A 21,486-nucleotide genomic window follows, 5' to 3' on the forward strand; every position below is an offset into this window, starting at 1 on the left:
GATCCCGGAGCGGGGCCTCAGGGCCGAGGTTCGATCCTCGCGGCGCGACAGGAGCCAGGATTGCAGATCGGCGCGACCCTCTCCGCCGGCGTAGCCGGGGAGATAGGCGGAATAAAGCCGGCTCGTGCCGGGACTGACGACTTTCAAGAGAGCGGGCGGAAGCGGGACCATCTGCAGGAAGGACCAGCATACAAAGGTCCCCGCGATGAGCGCGAGTCCGGGGGGGAGGGGAAGGACGCGCTCCGGTCGCCACCAGCCGGCGAGGAGAAGAAGGAAGCAAGCCCCTTCGATCAGCGCGAGGGCGAGCTCGGAGACCGAGCCGAGCGCCAGCGGAGAGACGATCAGGAGGGTCCAGAGAATCGCTTCGACGCCGATTCGGAGCCAGCGCGGGGTCACGCCATCCGCCGGAGCCGGGCGGGCGCCGGATTCGCGCCGCGGCAACGCTTCAAAGGTGGTCGACGTGGCCCGCCTCCCGCAATTGCTGAACGATGTCCTTCATGGCGTTCGCCCGGGTTCGCGGGCAGACGAGCAGAACTCTCCCGGCGTTCACCACGAGAAGATCCCGGACTCCGGCAAGGACGGTAAGCCCGCGCGGGTGGAACACCAGGTTTCCACGGCTCTCCAGCGCGACGAGCTCACCCCAGCCGGCATTACCCCGCTTGTCCGGCCGCAGGAGATCATAAAGAGATCTCCAGGATCCGAGATCCGACCAGCCGAAGCGCGCCGGGATCACGGCCACGCGGCGGGATTTCTCCATGACGGCCCGGTCGACCGAGAGGCGCCGCAGGCTCGCGAAGGACTTCCGGGCCGAGACGGCGCTCCGTCGCTTTTTCTGGTTTTCGAGCCAGACGGCGAAGCTCGGCTCGCATCGGGAGGCCTCGTCCAGGAACGCGTCCGCCCTCCACAGGAACATGCCGGAGTTCCAGAGCGCCGAATCGTTGCGAATCAAGGCTGCCGCGCGAGACCGCGACGGCTTTTCGACGAACCGGCGCACTTCGAACGCGCTCCGCTCCAGGCGCTTGCCGGGAACGACGTAGCCAAACTCGGAATCCGGGCGGCTGGGAGCCACTCCGAAGACGACGAGATATCCGGCCCGGGCCAGTTTCCGCGCGCGCGCCACGGCCGAGCGGAACGCCGCCTCACCCTCGATGTGATGGTCGGCCGGGAGAACGAGCACCTCGGATCGCGGGTCCTCCTTCCAGGCGGTCCAGGTCGCCAGGAGGGCCGCGGGTCCGGTATCCCGTGCCGCCGGCTCGAAGAGCCACCCAGCACGGCCCCGGTTTCCCGCCTGCCGGCGGAGGATGCGGGACAGCGGCGCGCTGGCCACCACGCGGATCGCCCGGCGAGGGGCCAGTCCCTCGGCCCGCCGAAGCGTCGCGCCCAGAAGCGTCTCCCCGAGGCCCAGGTCGAGCAGAGGCTTGGGACGATGGACGCGGGAGAGCGGCCAGAAACGCTCGCCCCGGCCCCCCGCCAGAATCATCACGCAAAGCCTCGACGCCCGACTTCTCAACCAAGCTCCCACGCGCCGCCGCCGCGTGTCCCGCGAATGTCCGGCCGGGACGTCAATCGAAGAAGTGATAGTAGACGATGGCCACGAGAGCCCTGAATCCGTCGCGCCAGGTGATCTTCTTGCCGGCCGCGTAGTCCCTTCCGTGGTACGAGATCGACGTCTCGTAGACCCGGAAGCCGTGCCGGGCGATCTTGGCCGTGATCTCGGGCTCGATGCCGAACCGGTTCGAGCGGAAGCTGAGGCTGCGGACGACTTCGACTCGGCAGGCCTTGTAGCAGGTCTCCATGTCGGTGAGGTTCAAGTTCGTGAACATGTTGGAGAGCGTCGTCAGCAGGCGGTTCCCCACATAGTGCCAGAAGAACAGCACGCGGTGGGTCTCTCCCGAGAACCGCGAGCCGTACACGACGTCGGCGAGGCCGGCTTCGATCGGCGCCAGAAGGCGGGCATAGTCGGAAGGATCGTATTCGAGGTCGGCATCCTGGATGATCACGAGGTCCCCTTGCACCTTCCCGAAGGCGGTGCGAAGAGCCGCGCCCTTTCCCTGGTTCCTATCGTGACGAAACGCCCTGACGCGCGGGTCCGAAACCCGGCCCAGGGCGGCGGACGTCGAATCGGTCGAAGCATCGTCCACGACGACGAGCTCGAAGACTCCCGGAGCTCGCAGGACCCGCCCGATGATCGTCTCGACGGTCTTCTCCTCGTTGAAGACCGGCATGACCACCGAGACTCTCATGCGGGGCTTGAGGTTGCGAAGGACTCCAAGGTCCGCTTCAGGCCCTCGTCGAGGGAGATCCGAGGGCGATAGCCGAGGAGGCGCTCGGCTTTGCGGACATCGGCGAGGGAGGCCCGCACGTCCCCCTTGCGGCCCGGCTCGAACCGCGGGTCGACGGAGGAACCGAGGAGCTCCTTCATCCTGTTCAGGAGATCCAGCAGGGTCACGGCCTGGCCCGTGGCGATGTTGAACGCTTCCCCCGCCGCCTCCTTCCCGGCGGAGCACGCCGAGAGGTTCGCCTGCACGACGTTGTCGATGTAGGTGAAGTCCCGCGACTGGAGCCCGTCTCCGAAGACCACCGGCGGGTGCCCCGCCTTGAGGGCGGCGATGAAGCGCGGCACCACCGCGGCATACTGCGAATCGGGGGACTGGCCCGGGCCGAAAACGTTGAAGTATCGCAGCGACACGGTCTCGAGCCCGTGCAGACGATGGAAGACCCTGCAGTAGAGCTCTCCTCCCAGCTTCCCGACCGCGTAGGGCGAGAGGGGATCGGTCGGCATCGTTTCCACTTTGGGAAGCGTCGGGCTGTCGCCGTAGACCGACGACGAGGAGGCGTAGACGAAGCGCCGCGCCCCGGCGGCCGCCGCGGCCTGCAGAAGAACGAGGGTACCCGTCAGATTCGCGGCGTGGGATTCCACCGGCGCTTCGACCGAGCGCTGCACCGAGGGAAGCGCGGCCTGGTGCAGGACGTAGTCGATGCCCTGCATCGCCGTCGCGACGGTGCCGGGCTCCTCCACCCGGCCCTCGACCACCTCGATCCGGCCCGCGAGGGATCGGAGGTTGTCGCGCCGTCCCGTGGCGAAATTGTCGAGCACCCGCACCTGCTCTCCGCGCGCGACCAGCTCCCGCACGAGGCTCGACCCGATGAAGCCCGCCCCTCCGGTGACGAGAAAACGCGGCACGGCACCCGGTCCTTTCTTCGCCCGATCAGCGGCCGACGGCCGCGTACCGGAAACCGAGCCGGGCCATGTCCCCCGGCTCGTAGACGTTGCGCAGATCGATCAGAACCGGCGATCGCATCAGCTCTTTGAGGCGCGGGAGATCGAGGTTCCGAAACTGATTCCACTCGGTCGCGAGGACCAGCGCGTCGCAGCCCGTCGCCGTATCGTAGGCGTCACTCCCCATTTCGACGCTCCCCAGGAGCGTTCTGGCCTCCGGCATCGCGACGGGATCGTAGGCGCGCACCGAGGCGCCCAAGTCGAGCAGCGCCGTGATGATTCGCATGGCCGGCGATTCCCGGATGTCGCTCGTGTTCGGCTTGAACGAGAGTCCCAGTACGCCGATCTTCTTCCCCTTCAACGCTCCCAGACCCTGCTCGATCTTGCGCACCATACGCTCGACCTGGTCGTCGTTCACCTCCACGGCCGACCGGATCACCCGGAGATCGACGCCGTTCTCCCGTGCCACCTTGAGAATCGCCAGCGTGTCCTTCGGAAAGCAGGACCCTCCATAGCCCGGCCCCGGGTGCAGGAAGAGCCTGCCGATCCGATGATCGAGTCCCATCCCCTTGGCCACGTCGTGCACGTCGGCGCCGACCTTCTCGCACAGATGCGCGATGTCGTTGATGAACGAAATCTTAGTGGCGAGAAACGCGTTGCTCGCGTATTTGATCATCTCGGCGCTGATCACCGTGGTGATCAGGAACGGCGCCTCGATCAGGTACAGGGGGTTGTAGAGCTCCTTGAGGATCTCGATGGCGGGCGGATCGTCGGCTCCGATCACGACGCGGTTCGGCCTCATGAAATCTTCGATGGCCGAGCCTTCCCGCAGGAACTCGGGATTGGAGGCGACGGAGAACTCCACCGGAGTCGCTTGCTCCTCGCGGATGAGCTTTCGGATCATGGCCCCCGTCCCCATGGGCACCGTGCTCTTCGTGACCACCACCTTGTAATCCTTCATCGAACGGGCGATCCCTCGCGCGACCTGCCGGACGAAGCTGAGATCGGCGGCGCCGTCCTCCCCCTGAGGAGTCCCGACGGCGATGAAGATCACTTGCGACGCCTTGACCGCGGCGTCGAGATCGGTCGTGAAGGAGAGGCGCTTTTCCGCGAGGTTCCTCCGTACCATCTCCTCGAGCCCCGGCTCGAAGATGGGGACCTTCCCCTCGCGGAGCTGGGAGATCTTGGCCGTGTCCACGTCGACGCAGCTGACGTTGACGCCGAACTCTGCGAAACACGTTCCCGTGACGAGACCGACGTAGCCCGTTCCGACCACGGCAATATTCATGACTCGGTTCGCTCTCCGTAAGGGGCGTCAGGAGGGGGGCTGCGCGCGGTACCACTCCACGAAACGCCCGATCCCCTCTTCGATTCCCACCTTCGGCTCGTAGCCGAGGATTTCCCGGGCGCGGGACACGTCGGCGCACGTTTGGCGCACGTCCCCGGGCTGCTCGGTTTGGCGGGTGATCCTCGCCTTCTTGCCGAGGGCGCGCTCGAGGTGGCCCAGCAGCTCCGTGAGCGTGACCACTTCGGCGCGCCCGAGGTTGATCGTCTGAAAGCCTTGAACGCGATCGACCGCCGCGGCGACGCCGCTGACGATATCGTCGACGTAGGTGTAATCGCGCGCCGAGCTGCCGTCTCCGAAAACGGGCACCGCGTCGCCGCGGTCGATCAGGCGCGCGAACTTGTGAATGGCCATCTCCGGCCTCTGCCGGGGACCGTAGACGGTGAAGAACCGGAGGCAACCCACGTCCATGCCGTACAGGTGATGGTAGGTGTAGGCGAGCAGCTCGCCCGCGCGCTTCGTCGCTGCGTAGGGGGACACCGGCTCGGCGGCGGGCGCCGACTCCGAGAACGGGGCCGTCTCGCTGTTTCCATACACCGAGGAGGACGATCCGAAGAGGAACCTCCTCACCTTGAAGGTCCGCGAGTGCTCGAGCAGCGACGCGGTTCCCGTCACGTTGACGTCCGCGTAAAGCCGCGGCATCTCCAACGAGGGGCGCACCCCGGCCCGGGCGGCAAGATGGACCACCGCGTCGAGGGCGTGGTGGCCGAACAGGTTCTCCAGGAGCGCGGGGTCGCGGATGTCCCCCTCGTAGAGATGAAAGCGCTCCTCCGATTTCAGGGCCTCGATGTTCCGCAGCTTGACGGTCTTGGCGTAGAAATTGTCGAAGACGTCGAGGCAGACGACCTCCCGGCCGCCGCGGATGAGGCGCTCGCACAGATGAGACCCGATGAATCCCGCTCCTCCGGTGACCAGGATGGCGCCCAAGGTTCGCTCCTTCAGATCTTGCGGATCTTCTCGCGGCCCTCGCGAATGTCCCGTGTGGCATTGCGCGTGTCCACCACGAGGCGCGACTTCTCTACGATCCGCGCGTAATCATAGGACGAATGATTCGTCACGATCACCGTGCAATCGGCGGCGGCGAGGACCTCGTCGCCCAGCGGCACCGATTGGAGAACACCGTGGTCGAGGTGGATTTCCCCGGCGTACGGGTCGTTCATGAGGACCTCCGCCCCGCGATCCTGCAGCAGCTTGATGACGTCCAGGGCCGGGGATTCGCGCACGTCCCCGATGTCCTTCTTGTAGGCCACCCCCAACACCAGGATGCGCGAGCCGTTCACCGATTTCCGGTGCGCGTTCAGCGCGTCCGCGATCTTGCTGACGACGTAATGCGGCATGTTGCCGTTGATTTCGCTGGCCAGCTCGATGAATTTCGCGTAGTAGTTCAGCGTCTTGAGCTTCCAGGAAAGGTAATGCGGGTCGATGGGGATGCAGTGCCCTCCGAGCCCCGGTCCCGGGTAGAAGGGCATGAAGCCGAACGGCTTGGTGGCTGCCGCGTCAATCACTTCCCACACGTCCAGTCCGAGGCGATCGCACATGAGCGCGATTTCGTTCACCAGTCCGATGTTCACGCTCCGGAACGTGTTCTCCAGGAGCTTGATCATCTCCGCGGACTGGGTCGAGGACACTTCGATGACCGTGTCCACGGCCTTGCGATACAGCGAGGCCGCCATGGCCCCGCACGCGGGAGTCACGCCTCCAACGATTTTCGGGGTGTTGCGCGTGTTGAAGCGCGCGTTGCCGGGGTCCACCCTTTCGGGCGAAAACGCCAGGAAGAAATCGCGCCCCGCCTTGAGTCCGTTGGCCTCCAGGCGGGGGCGGATCACCTCCTCGGTCGTTCCGGGATAGGTCGTGCTCTCGAGAATCACGAGCATCTCGGAATGCATCTCGCGGGCGATGCCGTCGACCGCGGCGACGATGTAGGAGATGTCGGGGTCCCGGGTCTTGCGCAGCGGAGTCGGCACGCAGATGATCACCGCGTCACATTCCCTCAGGGACGCGACGTCGCTCGTCGCCGTCAGGCCCTTCTCTCCGATGCGGGCGCGGAGCGCCTCGTCGGAGACGTCCTGGACGTACGAGGATCCGCGGTTGACGCGCTCCACCTTGGACGCGTCGTTGTCGATTCCGATCACCCGGAATCCGGCGCGCACGTATTCGCACGCGAGCGGCAGCCCCACGTACCCCAGCCCGATGATCCCGATCCGCGCGCTTCCCGATTCGATTTTTTCCTTCAGTCCCACGATCCTCTCCCGCTCACGGATTCTCGGCCGGAGGCGGATTCTGTTCTGGATTCTGCTCCGGATTCTGCTCCGAGCGCTCGCGGTTCCCTTTCTTCTGGTAATGATGGATGACGCCCTTCCCCATGCGGCTCTTGCGAATTCCCGCCACCACGTCGCGGAGCCCTTCGTACACTTCCGGGTCGTTGATCAGCGCCCCGACGCTTCCCTGCCCCCGATCGATCTTGGCGGTGATCGATTCCAGGTGCGCCGTCGTCTTCTGCAGGTTCGAGAGGATCGCCTTCGCCGCCGCGTCGTCCTGAATGAGCCTTCCCGCCAGGCCTTCGCCCCCCTTGATCCGAGTGGTCACGTCCTTGAGGTCGGTGGTGGTCGCCAGGAGGCTGTCGAGGAGCTTCTCTCCCTTTCCCCCTTCCGCGAGCAGCTCGCCCGCCGCGCCGTGTCCCGACTCGAGCTTCTCGAGGACGCTGCGCAGGCGATCCAGGGACGACTCGAGGCTCGCCATCTGCCGCGACGCATATTCCTTGTTCATGAGGAGCTGGCCCGCCAATCCCTCCCCCTTCTCGATTCTTCCCGTGATTCGCTGGATCGACGTCACCGTGTCCTGGACCCCCTGGAGGCTCTCCTTTCCGAAATCGGGATTCCGAATCATCTCCGGAAGGATCCCGCCTCCTTTGTTCAGGGACATGAGCAACTCCCGGAGCTGGGCGGTGATGTCCTTGACGTCGTCCGCGATGCCCCGCCCCATCTCCGTCAGCTCCGCGAGGCCGGAAAGTCCGGGCTCGATCCGGCTCCCCGGGCGCAGGACGGGCCGATCGGGATCGCCGGGGGTGAGCTCGATGTAGCGCTCCTGCGAAACGTAGGAGAGGGACTTGAGCAGCGCCTGCGTTCCCTCCCGGATGCGGTCGGCGTACGAGCGCTCCACCAGAATCGTCACGCGAATCTGCCGGTCTCCCAGATCGGGCGAAAAATCGACGCGGCTGACCGTCCCCACCCGGACGCCGACGAGCTGAACCGGCGAGCCCTCCGAAAGGCCCGAAACGTTCGGGAAAGCGGTCCAGTATTCCACCTTGCGGGTGAACAGACGAGATTCCTTGCCGACGGCGAGGATCCCCACGATCAGGACGACCCCCGCGAGGAGCATCGTGAAGCCCACGGTCACTTCCTTCGAGCTAGGCAAGCTCCTGCTCCCCTCCGCCCGTCAGGAAGCTCCTCAGGCGCGCGTCCCGGGAACTCCGGGCCTCTTCGACGCTGCCCACGAACGCCATCTGTCCCTCGTCGAGAAAGGCGATCCGATCCCCGACCTGATAGGCGCTGGCGATGTCGTGGGTCACGACGATCGACGTCACCTGGAGCGTCCGCTGGAGGCTTCGGATCATCAGGTTGATGGCGTGGGCCGTCAGGGGATCGAGGCCCGTCGTCGGCTCGTCGTAGAGGATGCCCCGCGGCTCCAGGGCGATCGATCGGGCCAGGGCCACGCGCTTGCGCATCCCCCCGGAGAGATCGCTGGGCATCAGCCTTTCCACCGAGGGCTCGAGCTCCACGAGGGCGAGCTTCTCGCGGACCCGCTCGGCGATCTGCTCCTCCGACAAGTCGGTATGCTCCCGAAGCGCGTAGGCGACGTTCTCGAAGACGTCCATCGAGTCGAAGAGCGCCCCGCCCTGGAAGAGCATTCCGATCTTCTTCCGGACGGGCACGAGGGCCTCCTCGCTGAGCCCGCTGAGATCGGTTCCCTCGACCAGGACCCTTCCCCGGTCGGGCGACATCAACCCGATCGTATGACGGAGCAAAACCGATTTGCCCGAGCCGCTGCCGCCGAGAATCACCATGGTCTCGGCCTCCCGCACGCGCAGGTTCACGCCGCGCAGCACGGTCTTGGCTCCGAAGCTCTTGTGAAGGTCCTCGTAATCGATGAACGTTGCTTCCATAGCCTAGAACATCAGGAACAGCTTCGTGAGAAAGAAATCCGACACCAAGACGGAGATCGACGCGGCGACCACCGTCTGCGTGGTCGCCCGGCCCACCCCGTCCGCGCCTCCCGTGGCTCTCAAGCCGTTGTAGCAGGCGATGGCGGAGATGAAGAGCGCGAAGAAGAAAGTCTTGCCGATGCCGCTGAAAATGTCATGCACCTCGAGGGCCGAGCGCACGTGCTTCAAGTAGAACTCCGAAGTTTGGTTCAGCTCGCTGCTTGCGATGAGCAGGCCCCCCAGAATCCCCACGAAGTTCGCCAGGATGGTGAGGATCGGAAGCATGATCAGCGTGGCCAGGACCTTGGGGAAGACCAGCTTCTTGACGGGGTCCGCGGCCAGGGCGCGAATGGCGTCCACCTGCTCCGTGACCTTCATGCTGCCGATTTCGGCGGTGATCCCCGCTCCGACTCTGCCTCCGATCATCAATGCCGACAGCACGGGCCCGAGCTCCCGCACGATCGACAACGCCACGACGTCCCCGATCAGGAACTTCCCGAACGCCACCCATGAGGCGGCGGTCTGCAACGCCAGGACCATCCCCGTGAACAGCGCGGTCGTGAGGACGATCGGCGCCGAGCCGACTCCGAGATGATGCAATTGCTCGATACAGATCCGCCATTCGCGAGGGCGGCGAAGTCCCTGGCGGAAGGTGTCCCTGACGAGCAGCCCTAGTCCCCCGACGTGTTCCAAGGCTCGGATCAGGAATTCGACCAATCCGCCTCCCCGGCGGCGGCGCTAGGTATTGACGAAGCAAGGACTTGGAAACCCGCGGTAGTTTAAACAACCCCTCTCGCGCAAGTCAAGGCCGGCGGGGCCGCGCGCGGCCCCATCCCCCTCCCCCGGGAGTCTCGACCCGGATCGATTCACCGGGTCGCAGCTCGAAGCTCACCTTGGACCCCAGACGCCGGCTTCGGCCGCCTATCCTCCAGGCGCCCCCCGGCTTGCCCGGCCGGCCCCCGGCGGAGCCCTTCGGAGGAATCCGATGCCGCTCGGCCAGCAGCGCCCCCCGGCCGGCAGCCAGAAAGCGGATCTCGCGGACGACTCCGTCTCCCCCCCGCCTCTTCCCGGCTCCCCCGGATCCCCGCCGGACCCGGTAGGTCACGACCTGCAGGGGGTACTCTTGCTCCATCGCCTCGATCGGGGTGTTCAGGGAGTTGGTCATGTGAGTATGGACACCCGACATTCCCGGGGACGACTTCGAAGCCCCCATCCCGCCGGCGATCGTCTCGTAGTAAGTGAACGGCGAGCCATTCGCCGGGTCCCGGCCCCCCAGCGTCAGGTTCGTCATAGTGCCGCAGCTTTGGGCCGGGATGCGGCCCGGCAGCGCCTGGGCGAGGGCGGCGAGAAGCAGGTCCACCGCTCGCTGAGAGGTCTCGACGTTCCCCCCTGCTACGGCCGCGGGGCGGCGCGCGGAGAGCACCGTGCCGGGCGGAATTCGGACCTCCACGGCCTCGAAGCACCCCGCATTGAAGGGGATCTCCTCGGGCACGAGACAGCGCAAGACGTAGTAAACGGCCGATCGAGTGATCGATTCCACGGCGTTCACGTTTCCGGCGGTCTCCGGATCGGTCCCCGCGAAATCGAAGCGAATCCGTCCCGCGCGCGCCGACAGCGCGACCTTCAGGCGGATCGGCCGCTGGCTCACGCCGTCTCCTTCCAGCCATTCGGAGGCCCGGTAGGTGCCGTCCGGAATCCGCCGGAGAAAGGCGACGACGAGGCGCGCGGCGTAACGGATTTGGGCCGCGGCCCAGCGGTTCACGCGGCGGGTCCCCTCGCGCTCCTCCATTTCGGCCAGACGCAGCGCGCCGGCCCGATTCGAGGCAAGCTGGGCGCGCAGGTCTCCCTCCCGCTCCCGTGGAGTGCGAACGTTGGCCAGGAACATCGCGAGGAGATCGGGATCGAGCCGGCCGCGCTTCACCAGGCGGATGGGCGGGACGATCACCCCCTCCTGGAAGATCTCCCGGGCCCCCGCCGGCATCGAGCCCGGGGACATGCCTCCCACGTCGCTGTGATGGGCACGGTTCGCCACATAGAAGCGCGGGCGCGAAGCATCGAGGGGATAAGGGGCCACCAGTGTTAAATCGGGAAGATGCGTTCCTCCGCGGAACGGATCGTTCACCGCCACCATCTCTCCCGCCCGCGGCGGAGAGGACCTCAGGACTTCGGCCACGGCCGAGGGCATGGCGCCCAGATGCACGGGCATGTGATCGCCCATGGCGATCGCGCGGCCCCGGCGATCGAACAGGGCGCACGAATAGTCGCGCCGCTCCTTGATGTTCGAGGAGAAGGCGGAGCGCATCAGGACCTGGCCCATCTCCTCCGTCACGGAAGCGAACAGGTGCCGGGCGATCTCCAGTTCGATGCGCTCCGGGCTCTCCCTCCGCCCGCGACGGGTCATGGTCTTGCAGCCCGGCGGCGCAGGTGGAGGAGGCCCATTCGATCCACCTCCAGCCAGTAATCCGGAGCCAGATACGTGGTCGCGCTGTACTCGGTGATGAGAGCCGGCCCGTGAAGACGGCGCCCCGCGGGGAGATCCTCACGGCGATGACGCGGCAGCGCTCCGGATCTTCGCAGCGGACCGGCCTCCGGGGCAACGCGCCGTGCCGATGCCGGGGACCGCGGGTGGGACGAGCGGGCCGTCGCGAGCCGAGGGGCCGGTGCCAAGGCCCGCACCCGCAGGTTGACCAGTTCCACGTCGTCGTCCCGGCGGTCGTATCCGAAGCGCTCGCCGTGCGCCCGATGGAAAGCCTCTCTCAGATCAGCCCTGACCGGAACGCTCAGCTCATGGGATTGGCCGCGGTATCGCAGGTCCGCTTCCCGTTCGAGGCGCAGAGAGGAGGCCGGGTGTCCGTCCCGCACGAGGGCTGCCACCGCTTCCTCTTCCAACGGTCCGAGCCAGCGCCTCAGCTCTCGCGCTTCGAGACCGGCAGCCCGGCCGATGACGGTGCGCGAGACTTCCCAAATCGGTGGGCTGGAGCACAGGCCGAACGCCGAGAAAGCACCCGGATCGCGAGGAATGACGATGCGCTCAATTCCCAGCGCCGACGCCAGCGGGCAGGCCAGCAGCCCGCCGGCGCCTCCGAAAGCCAGCAGCGCGAAGCGCGCGGGGTGATGGCCCCGGCCCGCGGAGATTCTCCGGACCGCCGTTTCGAGGGCGGCGTTGGCGACCTGCAGGATGCCATGCGCCGCCGCGCGCGCCGAAACGCCCAGGCGCTGGCCAATCCGACGGAGCGACCGCTCGGCCGCCGCCCGATCCAGGGGGATTTCGCCTCCCAACAGCCCCTCCTCGGGCAGGCGGCCCAGGAAGAAAAGGGCGTCGGTCACGGTCGCCTCCGTCCCGCCGCGACTGTAGCAGGCCGGCCCGGGATCGGCTCCGGCGCTCTCGGGACCGACGCGCAGCGCCCCTCCCGCGTCCACCCGCGCCTGGGAGCCGCCGCCCGCTCCGATGCTCTGAATATCGAGGCTGGGAATCCTCAGGGGAATCCGTTCAAGCACGGTGCCCTGAATCCGGGGCTCCCGCCCCTCGCACACCGAGATGTCGGTCGAAGTTCCGCCCACGTCGAGCGTGATCAGGCGATCGATTCCGCAGGCGCGGCCCGCGCTCATGGCGGCGACGATGCCGCCGGCGGGACCCGAGAGAACGGTCCGGACGGGTTGCGCGGCCGCGCGCCAGGCCGGAATCCATCCGCCGCTGCTCGACATGATCCGCAGGCGCCGGCTCCCCAGGCGTCGGCGGAGAGTCCCCAGGTAGGCCTCCATCGGCGGGACGAGCAGGGCGTTGGCCACCGTCGTGCAAGTGCGCTCATATTCGCGGAACTCGCCCGCCACCCGATGGGACAGCGACAGATGCCAGCCCGAGCCGCGCAGCGCGCGCGCCACCTCCCTTTCGTGCCGGGGATTGGCGTAGGCATGGAGCAGGCAGACGGCGACCGACTCCACGTTCAGGCGTCGGAGCCGGGCGCGGAGACGCCGCAGAGAAGCCGGTTTCAGCCGCCGCAGGACTTCTCCTCGCGGACCGCAGCGCTCCGCGACCCCGAGGCGAAAGCGATCGGCGAGCAGGGGCTCCCGCGCCGGAGGATCCAGGCGGAACAGGAGCGGCCGGTTCTGGCGGCCCAGCGCCAGGACGTCTTCGAATCCCGCGGTCGTGACCAGCGCGACTCTCCCGCCGCGCCTTTGAAGGAGCGCGTTGGTCGCCACGGTGGTCCCATGCACCACCCGGATCGACGAGCGCTCCAGGCCCAGGGCCGCGAGCCCCTGCAGCACGGCGCGCGACGGGTCTTCCGGCGTGGACCTCACCTTGAGCACCGCGACCGGGCCGCGTCGCGCCGCCACCACGAGATCGGTGAAGGTTCCGCCGGTATCGACGCCCACGCGGAGCATCGGGTGCGGTTTCGAGGCCATCTTGCCCTCTTTCGAAAGGGTCCCTATACTAACGCACCTTCCGCACGCTCCCCGGAGCCGCCATGCTCAATCTCGTCCGCATTTCTCTGATCGTTCTGGTCACGGCCATCGCGGGATCGCTCGGGATATTGAGCTGCCTCGTGCTCCCTAGCGGGGACGGCGTGCTGGCCCTGGCGAGAGTGTGGGCGCGGCTCGTGCTGGGACTTTGCGGCGTGCGGGTCGTCGTCGAGGGACGCGACAAGATTCGCCCGCCGGGACCTTACGTCTTCTTGTCGAACCATCAGAGCCAGTTCGACATCCCGGCTGCAGTGCTCGCCATCCCCATCCAGTTCCGGATCCTCGCGAAGCAGGAGCTGTTCCACATCCCTATTTTCGGGTGGGCGCTTCGGCTGTCGGGATTCGTCGCGATCGATCGGCGCAACCGGGACAAGGCGATCGCCAGCCTGGACCGGGCGGCCGAGAGAATCCGGCGCGGGCGATCCCTGCTGATCTTCGCGGAGGGAACCCGCTCTCCCGACGGCAGACTCCTGCCTTTCAAGAAGGGGGCGTTCGTGCTCGCCATCCAGGCCGGTGTGCCGGTCGTTCCCCTGGCCATCCGGGGCAGCCGCGCGGTGCTTCCGAAAGGCAGTCTGTCCATCCGTCCCGGGATCATCACGGTGGTGGTGGGCGATCCGATCGATCCCCGGCCGTTCAGCGTGGATCAGAAGGAAGCTCTGATGACGCGGGTTCGATCGGCGCTGGAGGCCGCGCTGGGGGCCGGCACGGCGGCCTAGAAGAACTTGAGCAGGGTGACCTGGGCTTCCTGCCTGCCGGCGAGGCCGGGAATGTCCGACTTCACCGCGATTCCCCAATCGAATCGGAGCAGCGTGCTCCAGGGGCCCATCACGTTCCCGGCGATCCCGAACCCCCCGAAACTTTGATCGCATCCCAGACAGCTCACTTCGGAGGGAGCTGGGAGCGGGGGGGGCAAGCCGTTCAAGGTCGAGTCCCGGACTCTCGCGTAATCGAGCGTCCCCTCGAGGCGCAGCGCTTCGGCGAAATTGAACCCGTAAGTGATCGAAGCGAGGAGCGCGCGGTCGAACTTGACTCCGGATCCCGAAAACCCCCGGACCCGGTTGCCGAAGAACCCGAAGCTGAACTTGCTGAACCGATCCTGATTCTCCCCGGTGAGGTACTCGGCGCGCAGCGACAGCTTTTGGAACAAGGGAAGGATGAACTGCTTCGCCAGCAGGGCGCCGGCCTCCGAATAACTCTTCTGGGTCGGATCGAAATCGATCAACCGCGTGCCGACGGCCACCGACGCGGGATCGGTATCCCCCCAGGGACCCCAGCGCCCGCGGCGGTGCCGCTCCCAATGGGCCCGGGCGGTGACGCCCCAACGGTTGAACTCTCCGGACGCGCCGTAGCCAGCGATCGACGTATCCCCGGGAACGCGGAAAGACTCGGTGTGCTTCCCACCTCCGAACTGCTCGAACTCCCACATCCCGATGAGCTTCAGCTTCAGGAAATTCCCCATCGGGACCCCGAGATTCAGCGAAGCGCTCTGGGTGCGCTGGCGAACCTCTTCCTCCTCGAGCTTCCGATCCCCGAGGTAGTAGTTGTCCGTTCCGCTGAAGGCCACCCCGAGGACGCTCGCGCCGGCGTCCAGACGGCTTCCCAGGAAACGCGGGCTCTGGATCGACGCCTGCAGCAGCGCCCCCGCAAAAAAGAAGTTGACCTGGCTGCCGGTGTTCTTGAAGTTGAAATCGAAGTAGTCGATCCCCGCGAGGGGCACGGGGAAGTCCAGGTCCTGCTCGTAGAACACCCCGACGGCCCCCAGAAGCGTCCGCTTGGTCAGCCCTTCCCGGACGACCCGCTCGCCCGAGCCGGTTCGGTCGAGGTAGCGGAAGCCCTTCTCCGTGTCGCGCAGCATCACGTGGGTCGATTGATGGGCCGCGGCGCGCTGCGCCTCGAAATCGGGCGCGTTGAGCGCGAAGTCGCTGAACTCGATCTCGCGCTGGACCACCAGGTTCACTCCGGAGATGTTCCAGATCTGCTGTCCCACGATCCGCTGCAGGACCCAGAGCGGGCGCTCTCCGGAGCCCGGGGCCGGCCCGTAGTGATCGCGCTCGTCGTTGCTGGTCACGGGCGGCTCCAGGCCGGTCTGGACGGAGGCGATGCGGATCTTCGCGAAACTCTTCCGATCGATCCACACCTTTCCCTGGTAGAGGCTCTTTCCTGGGGTGACGGGCGTGAAGTCCAGGACGTAGCAGTCCCGGCCGTCCGCGGTGTCGGTCCCGGCGTAGCGGTAGGCATAATCTTTGTTGAGATTGATGTTCAGCGGCAGGGTGATCACTTTTTCGGGCTGGATGAGCGGCAGGTCGGGGAGCTTCTTCCCGGTCCAGCGGACGCCGTTGAAAAGGAAGTCGGTCTGCTCCCATTCGCCGCCGGTCTTGGGGTCCCAATAGAAGTTGTTGAGCGTCGTCACGTCGACCGAGACGTCGGCGCTGGCGACCTTGTAGAGGTAGCGGATCTTCGCGGCCGCCCTCAGCGTGCGCAGCCGGCTGTCCTGGTCCGCCTGGAATTCCTGATGGTGCGCGATGATCTCCTCGGCGGTGATCTCGTGCTTGCCTCCCACGTCCACCGATTTCGGATTCCTGAGGTAGCCGGGCGTCGCGAACCGCTGGTAACGCAAGATCAGCGGCGTGGCGGCAAGCGGGACGGTCAATCGCGTGGTGTTGCTCTTCGCGTCGGGGGCGAGATCCGGCAGCGCCTTTTCGCTGTTCGCCAGCAAGTCGTCGAGGGCCGCGCCCGTCACGTCGGCGGTGTCGAGGAGGAGGCCCGCTTCGGAGGAGATCGGGGGGTCCTCCTTCGACCGATAGGCGAGGAGCACCTGAAAGGTCGAAGCGTCGAAGAACTTCCAGGCTTGCACCGCGGGCGCCCTTCCCGCCGCGGGGGCGCCGAAGCGTGTCTTGGAAGTCCCTTCGGGCGCCGGACCTACGGTGGGCGGGAAGAGTCGGCGCAGCAGGACGCACAAAAGCGACGCTTCCGGAGCGCCGGAAGCCTCGGGGCGAAGCTCGAAGAGCGTCAGTCTCGAGCCCCCGCTGAGGGCCCCGAGGTAGGTCTCGATCAAGGACGCCTCGCGAACCCGCGGGGCGCGCTGCGGCTCGGGAGCGGGCGCGGCGCTTCCCGCCGCCGGCCCTGGAGTTTCGGTCGCTACCGGCGAGGACGGAGGCGTCTCGTTCGTTGGGCTCGGCGCGAGTTGTTCTTCGGTTCCGGCTTCGGGAGGAACTGGCCCTGCCGGAGCCGCGGCCGGCGCTTCGGGAAGAGGCTGGGCCACCAGCCAGAGGGAGGCGGCCGGCAGGTGGCGCAGGAGCAGGGTCCCGGCCTGATCCAAGCCCGCAGCGGGGTCGATTCCTGCTTCGCCGCGGAGGGGAACGGCGTCCAGATACGGACCGAGGTCCTCTTGCAGGATCTTCTCGAGCAGATCGAGCCGGCGGATTCCCACCGAGCCCAGCACGATGAGAGCTTCCGGGTCCGCTCCACGGATCTCCACCGCGCCGTTCTTGATCAAGAACGCGAATTCCCTTGGCCCCGCGCCCGAGCCCAGCGTTCCCGGCAGATCGGGATGGTCGCCGATCTCGTAGAAGCGAACCTTGCCTCGAAACGTCTCGGCCACCTTGCGGAGGAACGCGCGCCAGGCCGTCAGATACTCGGCCTGCGAGGGAAGCGGGAGCTCGGCGCCGCCATAGAGGGGATTCCCGCCGACGGGAGTCAGGATCACGTCGAAGCCGGCTTCCCGGAACCGGCCTACGGTCGACTCCAGCTCCTCGAAGCGGAAAACCCCGCGTTCGGTCTCGATGCGGCTCCACGAAAAATGAACCCGTGCGTAGAGCGGCTGGGCCCCGCGGGCCTCGACCTCCGCGGCCCGGATCGGCCCCGGGCGCTGCTCTCCCGGCTTGTCCAGATCGACCTCGTATCCGAGGCCGGTCTTCGGAGGCTGCCACTTAGGAATCTCCCCGGCGGCCCCGAGCTTCGGGGACCCAACCAAGGCGCCGAGGGCGAGCAGGATCGCGGACGGGATAATGAAAGGAAGGCGCAAACGGGTGTCTCTCCGGAAGGTACGCGCGGCGGTCACGTTACCAGACGGGATCAAGCGGGTCAAACGGCGCGGGGCCACTACCATCCGCGCACCGCGATCCCGAGCCATCTTTCCAGTGAGGGAAGGTGCAGCACCGAAAGGACGGATATCGTCACGACGATCAGGATCGTCAGGAACATCAGCAGCGGGTCGCGATAGAGCTTCTCGGGGTTCTGCGCGACGCTCTCCTCCTGGTAGGCCAGATGCGTGTAGTACCCCAGGTAAATCATCAGCAGAGGACAGGCTATGATGTACTCGACATGGTACTTCACCAGGATTACCCCTACGAAAAACATGAAGCCCGAAGCGTAGGCCATCATGGCCGTGGCCAGGCGCTCCTCGGTGTAGTAGCGGAACGAGGAGCGATAGCGCGCCGCGCGCTCCGGGTCGCCGATGGAGCGGTACTCCGCGAAGCGCTTGGCAGCCATGAGATAGGCGCCGATGAGCCAGTAGGCCAGGAGGAAGGAAGAGGGCGGCAAGACGGACCCGCCGACGGCATACCACCCCAGCAGGAGGCGGATCGGGTTGTTGATCGCCTCCGAGAGAACGTCGAGATACAGCACCTCCTTCGTGCGGATTGGGGGAACGTTGTAGATCAGTCCCATGGTCCAGAGGGCGAGGAGAGAAACGAGGAGAGGCGTGGAGACGAGCGCGCCCAACAGCAGCCCCGCGGCGCCAAGCAGGGCCCACTCGGCGTACGCGAAAGGCAGACGGACCCTTCCGGCGACGACGGGTCGATTCTTCTTGGAAGGGTGATGGCGGTCGGTTCCCGCGTCGAGAATTTCGTTGAGCACGTAATTGCTGGAAGCCACCAGACAGGCGGACAGAATCGCGATGAAGGTGCCGAAGGCGTTCGAGGGGTTCCGGGTCGAGGGCTCCAGGAGCAGCGCGGCGGCGATCCCGGGCACGATGAAGATGTTCTTGAACCAATGATCGATCCGTGCCAGCTCGACGTACGGGCGAAGTCCTTCGTGCCTGGTTCCGCCGGCCGTCATCGCTGAGGCCCCTCCCCAATCTTCCGGGAATAGTAGGTCATCGAATCATGAAGGTTGACCGGGACGGTCCACGAGAAGATCGATCTTCCCCACGACGCGGCCGAGAGCTTCCGGCGCAACGGGCCCACCGGCAGATAACGCTCCAGACGCTCCGCCACGTAGCCGACCGAAAAGTACCACGTGTAACGCTCCTGGCGCTCCAAGGACAGCCGCGCGCTTTGCAGCGCCGAGCGCATCGTCTTGCGGTTGAAGTAGCAGACGTGCGCGACTCGATAGTGCCACCACCTCCGGCCGAGCAGGCGGGCAGCCAGACTCGAGGAATCGGGCGTGGTCACCACCAAGATGCCGCCGGGGTTCAGCGCCGCCGCCAAATTCCGGAGAAGCCCGAGGGGATCGGTGACATGCTCGATAACGTCGATGAGGGTGAGGATGTCGAAACGACGCCCCTGCAGCGCGGGGTGCGGATAGGACCCCTGCAGAAGCTCCACGCCCTCGCGGGCAGAGGCGATTTTCACGGCCCAGGAGCTCGGCTCGACCCCGGTGGCGTCCAGGCCCAGCTCTCGGGCCGCGCGGCACAGCAGGCCGATCCCCGCGCCCACGTCCAGAACGGTACGGGCTCCGGGCGCCATCCTGAGACAACGCCTCAGGATGCGCCTGAACGGACGAATCCGTCCCTCGCTTCCCGCGCTGTAATCCGGATCCTCCAATTCCGCATAGAGGCGGACGAGCTCCGAGCTGGGAAGCGGATCCGCGAAACGGAAGCCGCAGGCCTGGCATTCGACGATCCGGGCGGTCCTTCCGTAATGCGAGTCCGATATCCTGAGATCGCCGCTGCGGATCTCGCCTTCCACCGTGGAGGGAAGGAACTCCCTCGAGCGCTCCGATCCGCAAAGCCAGCACCTGCTCACGCGTCCTCCCGGGCGCGGCGCATTATGCACCGTTTGATTCCCCCGCGCACCTGTTTCTATAATTCCGCGAAGTCCCGCCGGGCGGGCGAGCCACCCACGAGGCATTCGACCGATGACGAGATCGGATAACACGTCCGCAGGCCGCCTGCTGCGCGCCTTCTATGTCGCGGCCTTAGTACTCTGCATTCTGCTTCGCGCGCTCTACGTGGTCATGTCCGATGCCTCCAGCCTCTACACCCAGTGGTCCACGGCCAGAGATGCGGAGGTCTACGATCGATTCGGCTGGAATCTCGCCGTTCACGGAACTCTCGGAGTCGGAAATCAGCCCAGTGGATTCGCCATGCCCGCCTACCCTCTTTTTCTGGCGGCGATCTACCGCGTCGCGGGCCACCTTCCCGGAGCGGCGCGCTGGATTCAGATCCTTCTCGGCGTCGTCACGATCGTCGCGCTGGGCCAGTTCGCCCGGATCCTGGGAGGCCCTCGCGCCAGGGCGCTCGCCGTGGCCATCGGCGCGGTCTATCCGTTCTTCATCTATTTCACCGGGGAAATCCTGACCGAGACCCTCTTCCTGGCCGCGTTCTCCGGAATGATTCTGACCGCCGCACGTCTGGGGGAGCGCGGACGCCTCCTCGACGGCGTCTTTCACGGATTGTGCCTTGCCCTGGCCTTCCTGACTCGCCCGGTCGGCCTTTTCCTGGAGCCGGCGGCACTCATCCTGGCCCGGCCGTGGAGCCCGGTGAACCGCCGATCCCGACTCGCCGGATTGGGGATCGGCTTCCTGCTCTTCGGCCTGGCCTGGGGGGGCTGGATTGCGCGCAACCGATCGGCGCTCGGCGAGACGGTTCTGCTCGATACGCACTCCGGCATGGCGCTATATCTGGGCCACCTCGAGTCGATCGGGGTGAGCCAGGAGGAAATCGGGCACCGACTCTGGTATGGGCACAGGGACATTGCTCGGGGCACTCTGCCGGGAGGCCCTGCCGGCGAGCTCGAGGCGAACCGGCGGGCCGGTGAGCTCGCGCGGCAGAGCATTCGCGCCGATCCCGGTCGGTTCCTGCGCAGCGTCGCCCGCAACATCGCGAGGATTTGGCTGCACCTCGACTTTTCCGAGGTGGGCTCTCCGACCGGCACGGTGGGGCTCGCGACCTTCGTGGGATGGGCCTCCTATGCGCCGGTCCTATTTCTGGCCGGCGCCGGCCTGGTTCGGCTGAGGCGCCTCCGGAGCCACGCTTTCACGGCGATCTTGGCGCTCTTCGCCACCAGCTCGCTGATACACGGAATCTTCATCGGCGGCCAGCGTTACCGGGTGGGGACCGTGGATCCCCTCCTGATCGTCCTCGCCGCCGTGGCGCTCGACGAGTGGCTCGGGCGATTTCCGCGAATCCGCCGATTGACTGGCGCGGAGAACCCCTCCTAATATCGGCTCGGTTCCGGTTTCATGGAGGACTTTTGGGCAACCCGGCCTTGACCCCCACGCCGATGGTCACCTTGACCACCGATTTTGGAGACCGGGATCATTACGTCGCCTCCATGAAGGGGGCTCTCCTCTCGCTGAACCCTTCGCTGAAAATCATCGATATCACGCACCAGATCGCGCCGCACCAGATCGCCGAGGCGGCGTTCACTTTGGGCTGCGCCGTGCCGACGTTTCCGGACGGAACCATCCATATCGTGGTCGTGGATCCCGGCGTCGGAACCCGGCGCCGCCTCCTTCTCGCGAGCACCGAGCGTCATTACTTCCTGGCCCCCGACAACGGAACGCTCGGGCTGGTTTTCGACGCCGAGCCGGCCCTCCAGGTGGTGCAACTCACCCAGGCCCGCTATTTCCGCCAGGACGTCAGTTCCACCTTCCACGGCCGGGACATTCTCGCCCCGGTGGCCGCTCACCTTTCCCTCGGCACCGACATGAGCCAGTTCGGCGATCCGGTCCAGGATTGGATGCCTTGCGCCTTCTCCGCTCCGGTCGGCCCGGTCGCGGGTAGGCTGGGGCTCAAGGTTCTGGCCGTGGACCGGTTCGGAAACGTGATTCTCAACCTCAAGCGGCGCGCCTACCGGGAGGCGGGGGGAAGACCCGCGCCCGGGGCCCTCACGCTGGAAATCGGCGGGCGGACCATCCGGCGCCTCCTCCTCACCTACGACGAGGCGGACGACGGCGAGCCGTTCGCGCTTTTCAACAGCTGCGACTATCTTGAAATCGCCGCCCGCCAAGGCTCGGCGGCGGCCGTTCTCGGAGTGCTCGCCGGGCATCCCGCCACTGTCGTGCTTTGACGCCTCGATGTCGGTTGTGACGCCG

General features: G+C 66.6%; 18 protein-coding genes. 3 read left to right on the plus strand and 15 right to left on the minus strand.

Going from position 1 to position 21,486, the window contains the following annotated elements; genetic code table 11:
• From VGR67_10330 to VGR67_10385, 12 genes are all read right to left on the minus strand, one after another.
• Positions 1 to 396: hypothetical protein (locus tag VGR67_10330; GenBank protein ID HEV8336803.1), on the minus strand; the 396-nt coding region annotated here is incomplete at its 3' end.
• A 49-nt stretch (positions 397 to 445) separates the two neighbouring features.
• Complete coding sequence (locus tag VGR67_10335) at positions 446 to 1,510, minus strand: sugar phosphate nucleotidyltransferase (GenBank protein ID HEV8336804.1); 1,065 nt, start codon at positions 1,508 to 1,510, stop codon at positions 446 to 448.
• Between the two features lie 52 nt (positions 1,511 to 1,562).
• Positions 1,563 to 2,243 (minus strand): glycosyltransferase family 2 protein, encoded by a 681-nt coding sequence (locus VGR67_10340; GenBank protein ID HEV8336805.1) that lies wholly within the window; start codon positions 2,241 to 2,243, stop codon positions 1,563 to 1,565.
• Positions 2,240 to 3,184: an SDR family oxidoreductase gene (locus VGR67_10345; protein HEV8336806.1), complete on the minus strand. Its 945-nt coding sequence runs from the start codon at positions 3,182 to 3,184 to the stop codon at positions 2,240 to 2,242. The genes VGR67_10340 and VGR67_10345 overlap by 4 nt, the downstream gene beginning before the upstream one ends.
• Positions 3,185 to 3,209: 25 nt before the next feature.
• Complete coding sequence (locus VGR67_10350) at positions 3,210 to 4,508, minus strand: UDP-glucose/GDP-mannose dehydrogenase family protein (protein HEV8336807.1); 1,299 nt, start codon at positions 4,506 to 4,508, stop codon at positions 3,210 to 3,212.
• A 27-nt stretch (positions 4,509 to 4,535) separates the two neighbouring features.
• Entirely contained in the window at positions 4,536 to 5,492 is a 957-nt protein-coding gene (locus tag VGR67_10355; GenBank protein ID HEV8336808.1) for a GDP-mannose 4,6-dehydratase, read from the minus strand.
• Positions 5,493 to 5,503: 11 nt separating this feature from the next.
• Entirely contained in the window at positions 5,504 to 6,805 is a 1,302-nt protein-coding gene (locus VGR67_10360; protein ID HEV8336809.1) for a nucleotide sugar dehydrogenase, read from the minus strand.
• Between the two features lie 13 nt (positions 6,806 to 6,818).
• Positions 6,819 to 7,979, minus strand: coding sequence for an MlaD family protein (locus VGR67_10365; protein HEV8336810.1), 1,161 nt, complete (start codon positions 7,977 to 7,979; stop codon positions 6,819 to 6,821).
• Positions 7,972 to 8,727 (minus strand): ABC transporter ATP-binding protein, encoded by a 756-nt coding sequence (locus VGR67_10370; GenBank protein ID HEV8336811.1) that lies wholly within the window; start codon positions 8,725 to 8,727, stop codon positions 7,972 to 7,974. The genes VGR67_10365 and VGR67_10370 overlap by 8 nt, the downstream gene beginning before the upstream one ends.
• A gap of 3 nt (positions 8,728 to 8,730) precedes the next feature.
• On the minus strand, positions 8,731 to 9,483 hold the full coding sequence (locus tag VGR67_10375; GenBank protein HEV8336812.1) for an ABC transporter permease: 753 nt from the start codon (positions 9,481 to 9,483) through the stop codon (positions 8,731 to 8,733).
• A gap of 85 nt (positions 9,484 to 9,568) precedes the next feature.
• Entirely contained in the window at positions 9,569 to 11,167 is a 1,599-nt protein-coding gene (locus VGR67_10380; protein ID HEV8336813.1) for a hydantoinase B/oxoprolinase family protein, read from the minus strand.
• The gene (locus tag VGR67_10385; GenBank protein HEV8336814.1) at positions 11,164 to 13,170 is read right to left on the minus strand and encodes a hydantoinase/oxoprolinase family protein; all 2,007 of its coding nucleotides are present in this window, start codon (positions 13,168 to 13,170) and stop codon (positions 11,164 to 11,166) included. Before VGR67_10385 ends, VGR67_10380 begins: the two co-directional genes overlap by 4 nt.
• Positions 13,171 to 13,232: 62 nt before the next feature.
• Between VGR67_10385 and VGR67_10390 the strand changes: the two genes are divergently transcribed.
• Positions 13,233 to 13,943: a lysophospholipid acyltransferase family protein gene (locus VGR67_10390; GenBank protein ID HEV8336815.1), complete on the plus strand. Its 711-nt coding sequence runs from the start codon at positions 13,233 to 13,235 to the stop codon at positions 13,941 to 13,943.
• On the opposite strand, the gene VGR67_10395 is transcribed toward VGR67_10390, so the two are convergent.
• The 3 genes from VGR67_10395 to VGR67_10405 form a co-directional block, all read right to left on the minus strand.
• Positions 13,940 to 17,251, minus strand: a complete 3,312-nt coding sequence (locus tag VGR67_10395) for a hypothetical protein (GenBank protein ID HEV8336816.1) — start codon at positions 17,249 to 17,251, stop codon at positions 13,940 to 13,942. The two genes, VGR67_10390 and VGR67_10395, sit on opposite strands and share 4 nt — an antisense overlap.
• A 77-nt stretch (positions 17,252 to 17,328) precedes the next feature.
• Positions 17,329 to 18,285: a UbiA prenyltransferase family protein gene (locus tag VGR67_10400; GenBank protein HEV8336817.1), complete on the minus strand. Its 957-nt coding sequence runs from the start codon at positions 18,283 to 18,285 to the stop codon at positions 17,329 to 17,331.
• On the minus strand, positions 18,282 to 19,193 hold the full coding sequence (locus VGR67_10405; protein HEV8336818.1) for a class I SAM-dependent methyltransferase: 912 nt from the start codon (positions 19,191 to 19,193) through the stop codon (positions 18,282 to 18,284). The genes VGR67_10400 and VGR67_10405 overlap by 4 nt, the downstream gene beginning before the upstream one ends.
• Before the next feature lie 112 nt (positions 19,194 to 19,305).
• On the opposite strand from VGR67_10405, the gene VGR67_10410 reads away from it, so the two are divergent.
• Positions 19,306 to 20,610, plus strand: coding sequence for a glycosyltransferase family 39 protein (locus tag VGR67_10410; protein HEV8336819.1), 1,305 nt, complete (start codon positions 19,306 to 19,308; stop codon positions 20,608 to 20,610).
• A 32-nt stretch (positions 20,611 to 20,642) separates the two neighbouring features.
• Positions 20,643 to 21,461, plus strand: coding sequence for an SAM-dependent chlorinase/fluorinase (locus VGR67_10415; protein ID HEV8336820.1), 819 nt, complete (start codon positions 20,643 to 20,645; stop codon positions 21,459 to 21,461).
• Positions 21,462 to 21,486 lie beyond the last annotated feature (25 nt).

It is taken from the genome of Candidatus Polarisedimenticolia bacterium (assembly GCA_036004685.1).
In the GTDB taxonomy this organism is placed as follows: domain Bacteria; phylum Acidobacteriota; class Polarisedimenticolia; order Gp22-AA2; family AA152; genus DASYRE01.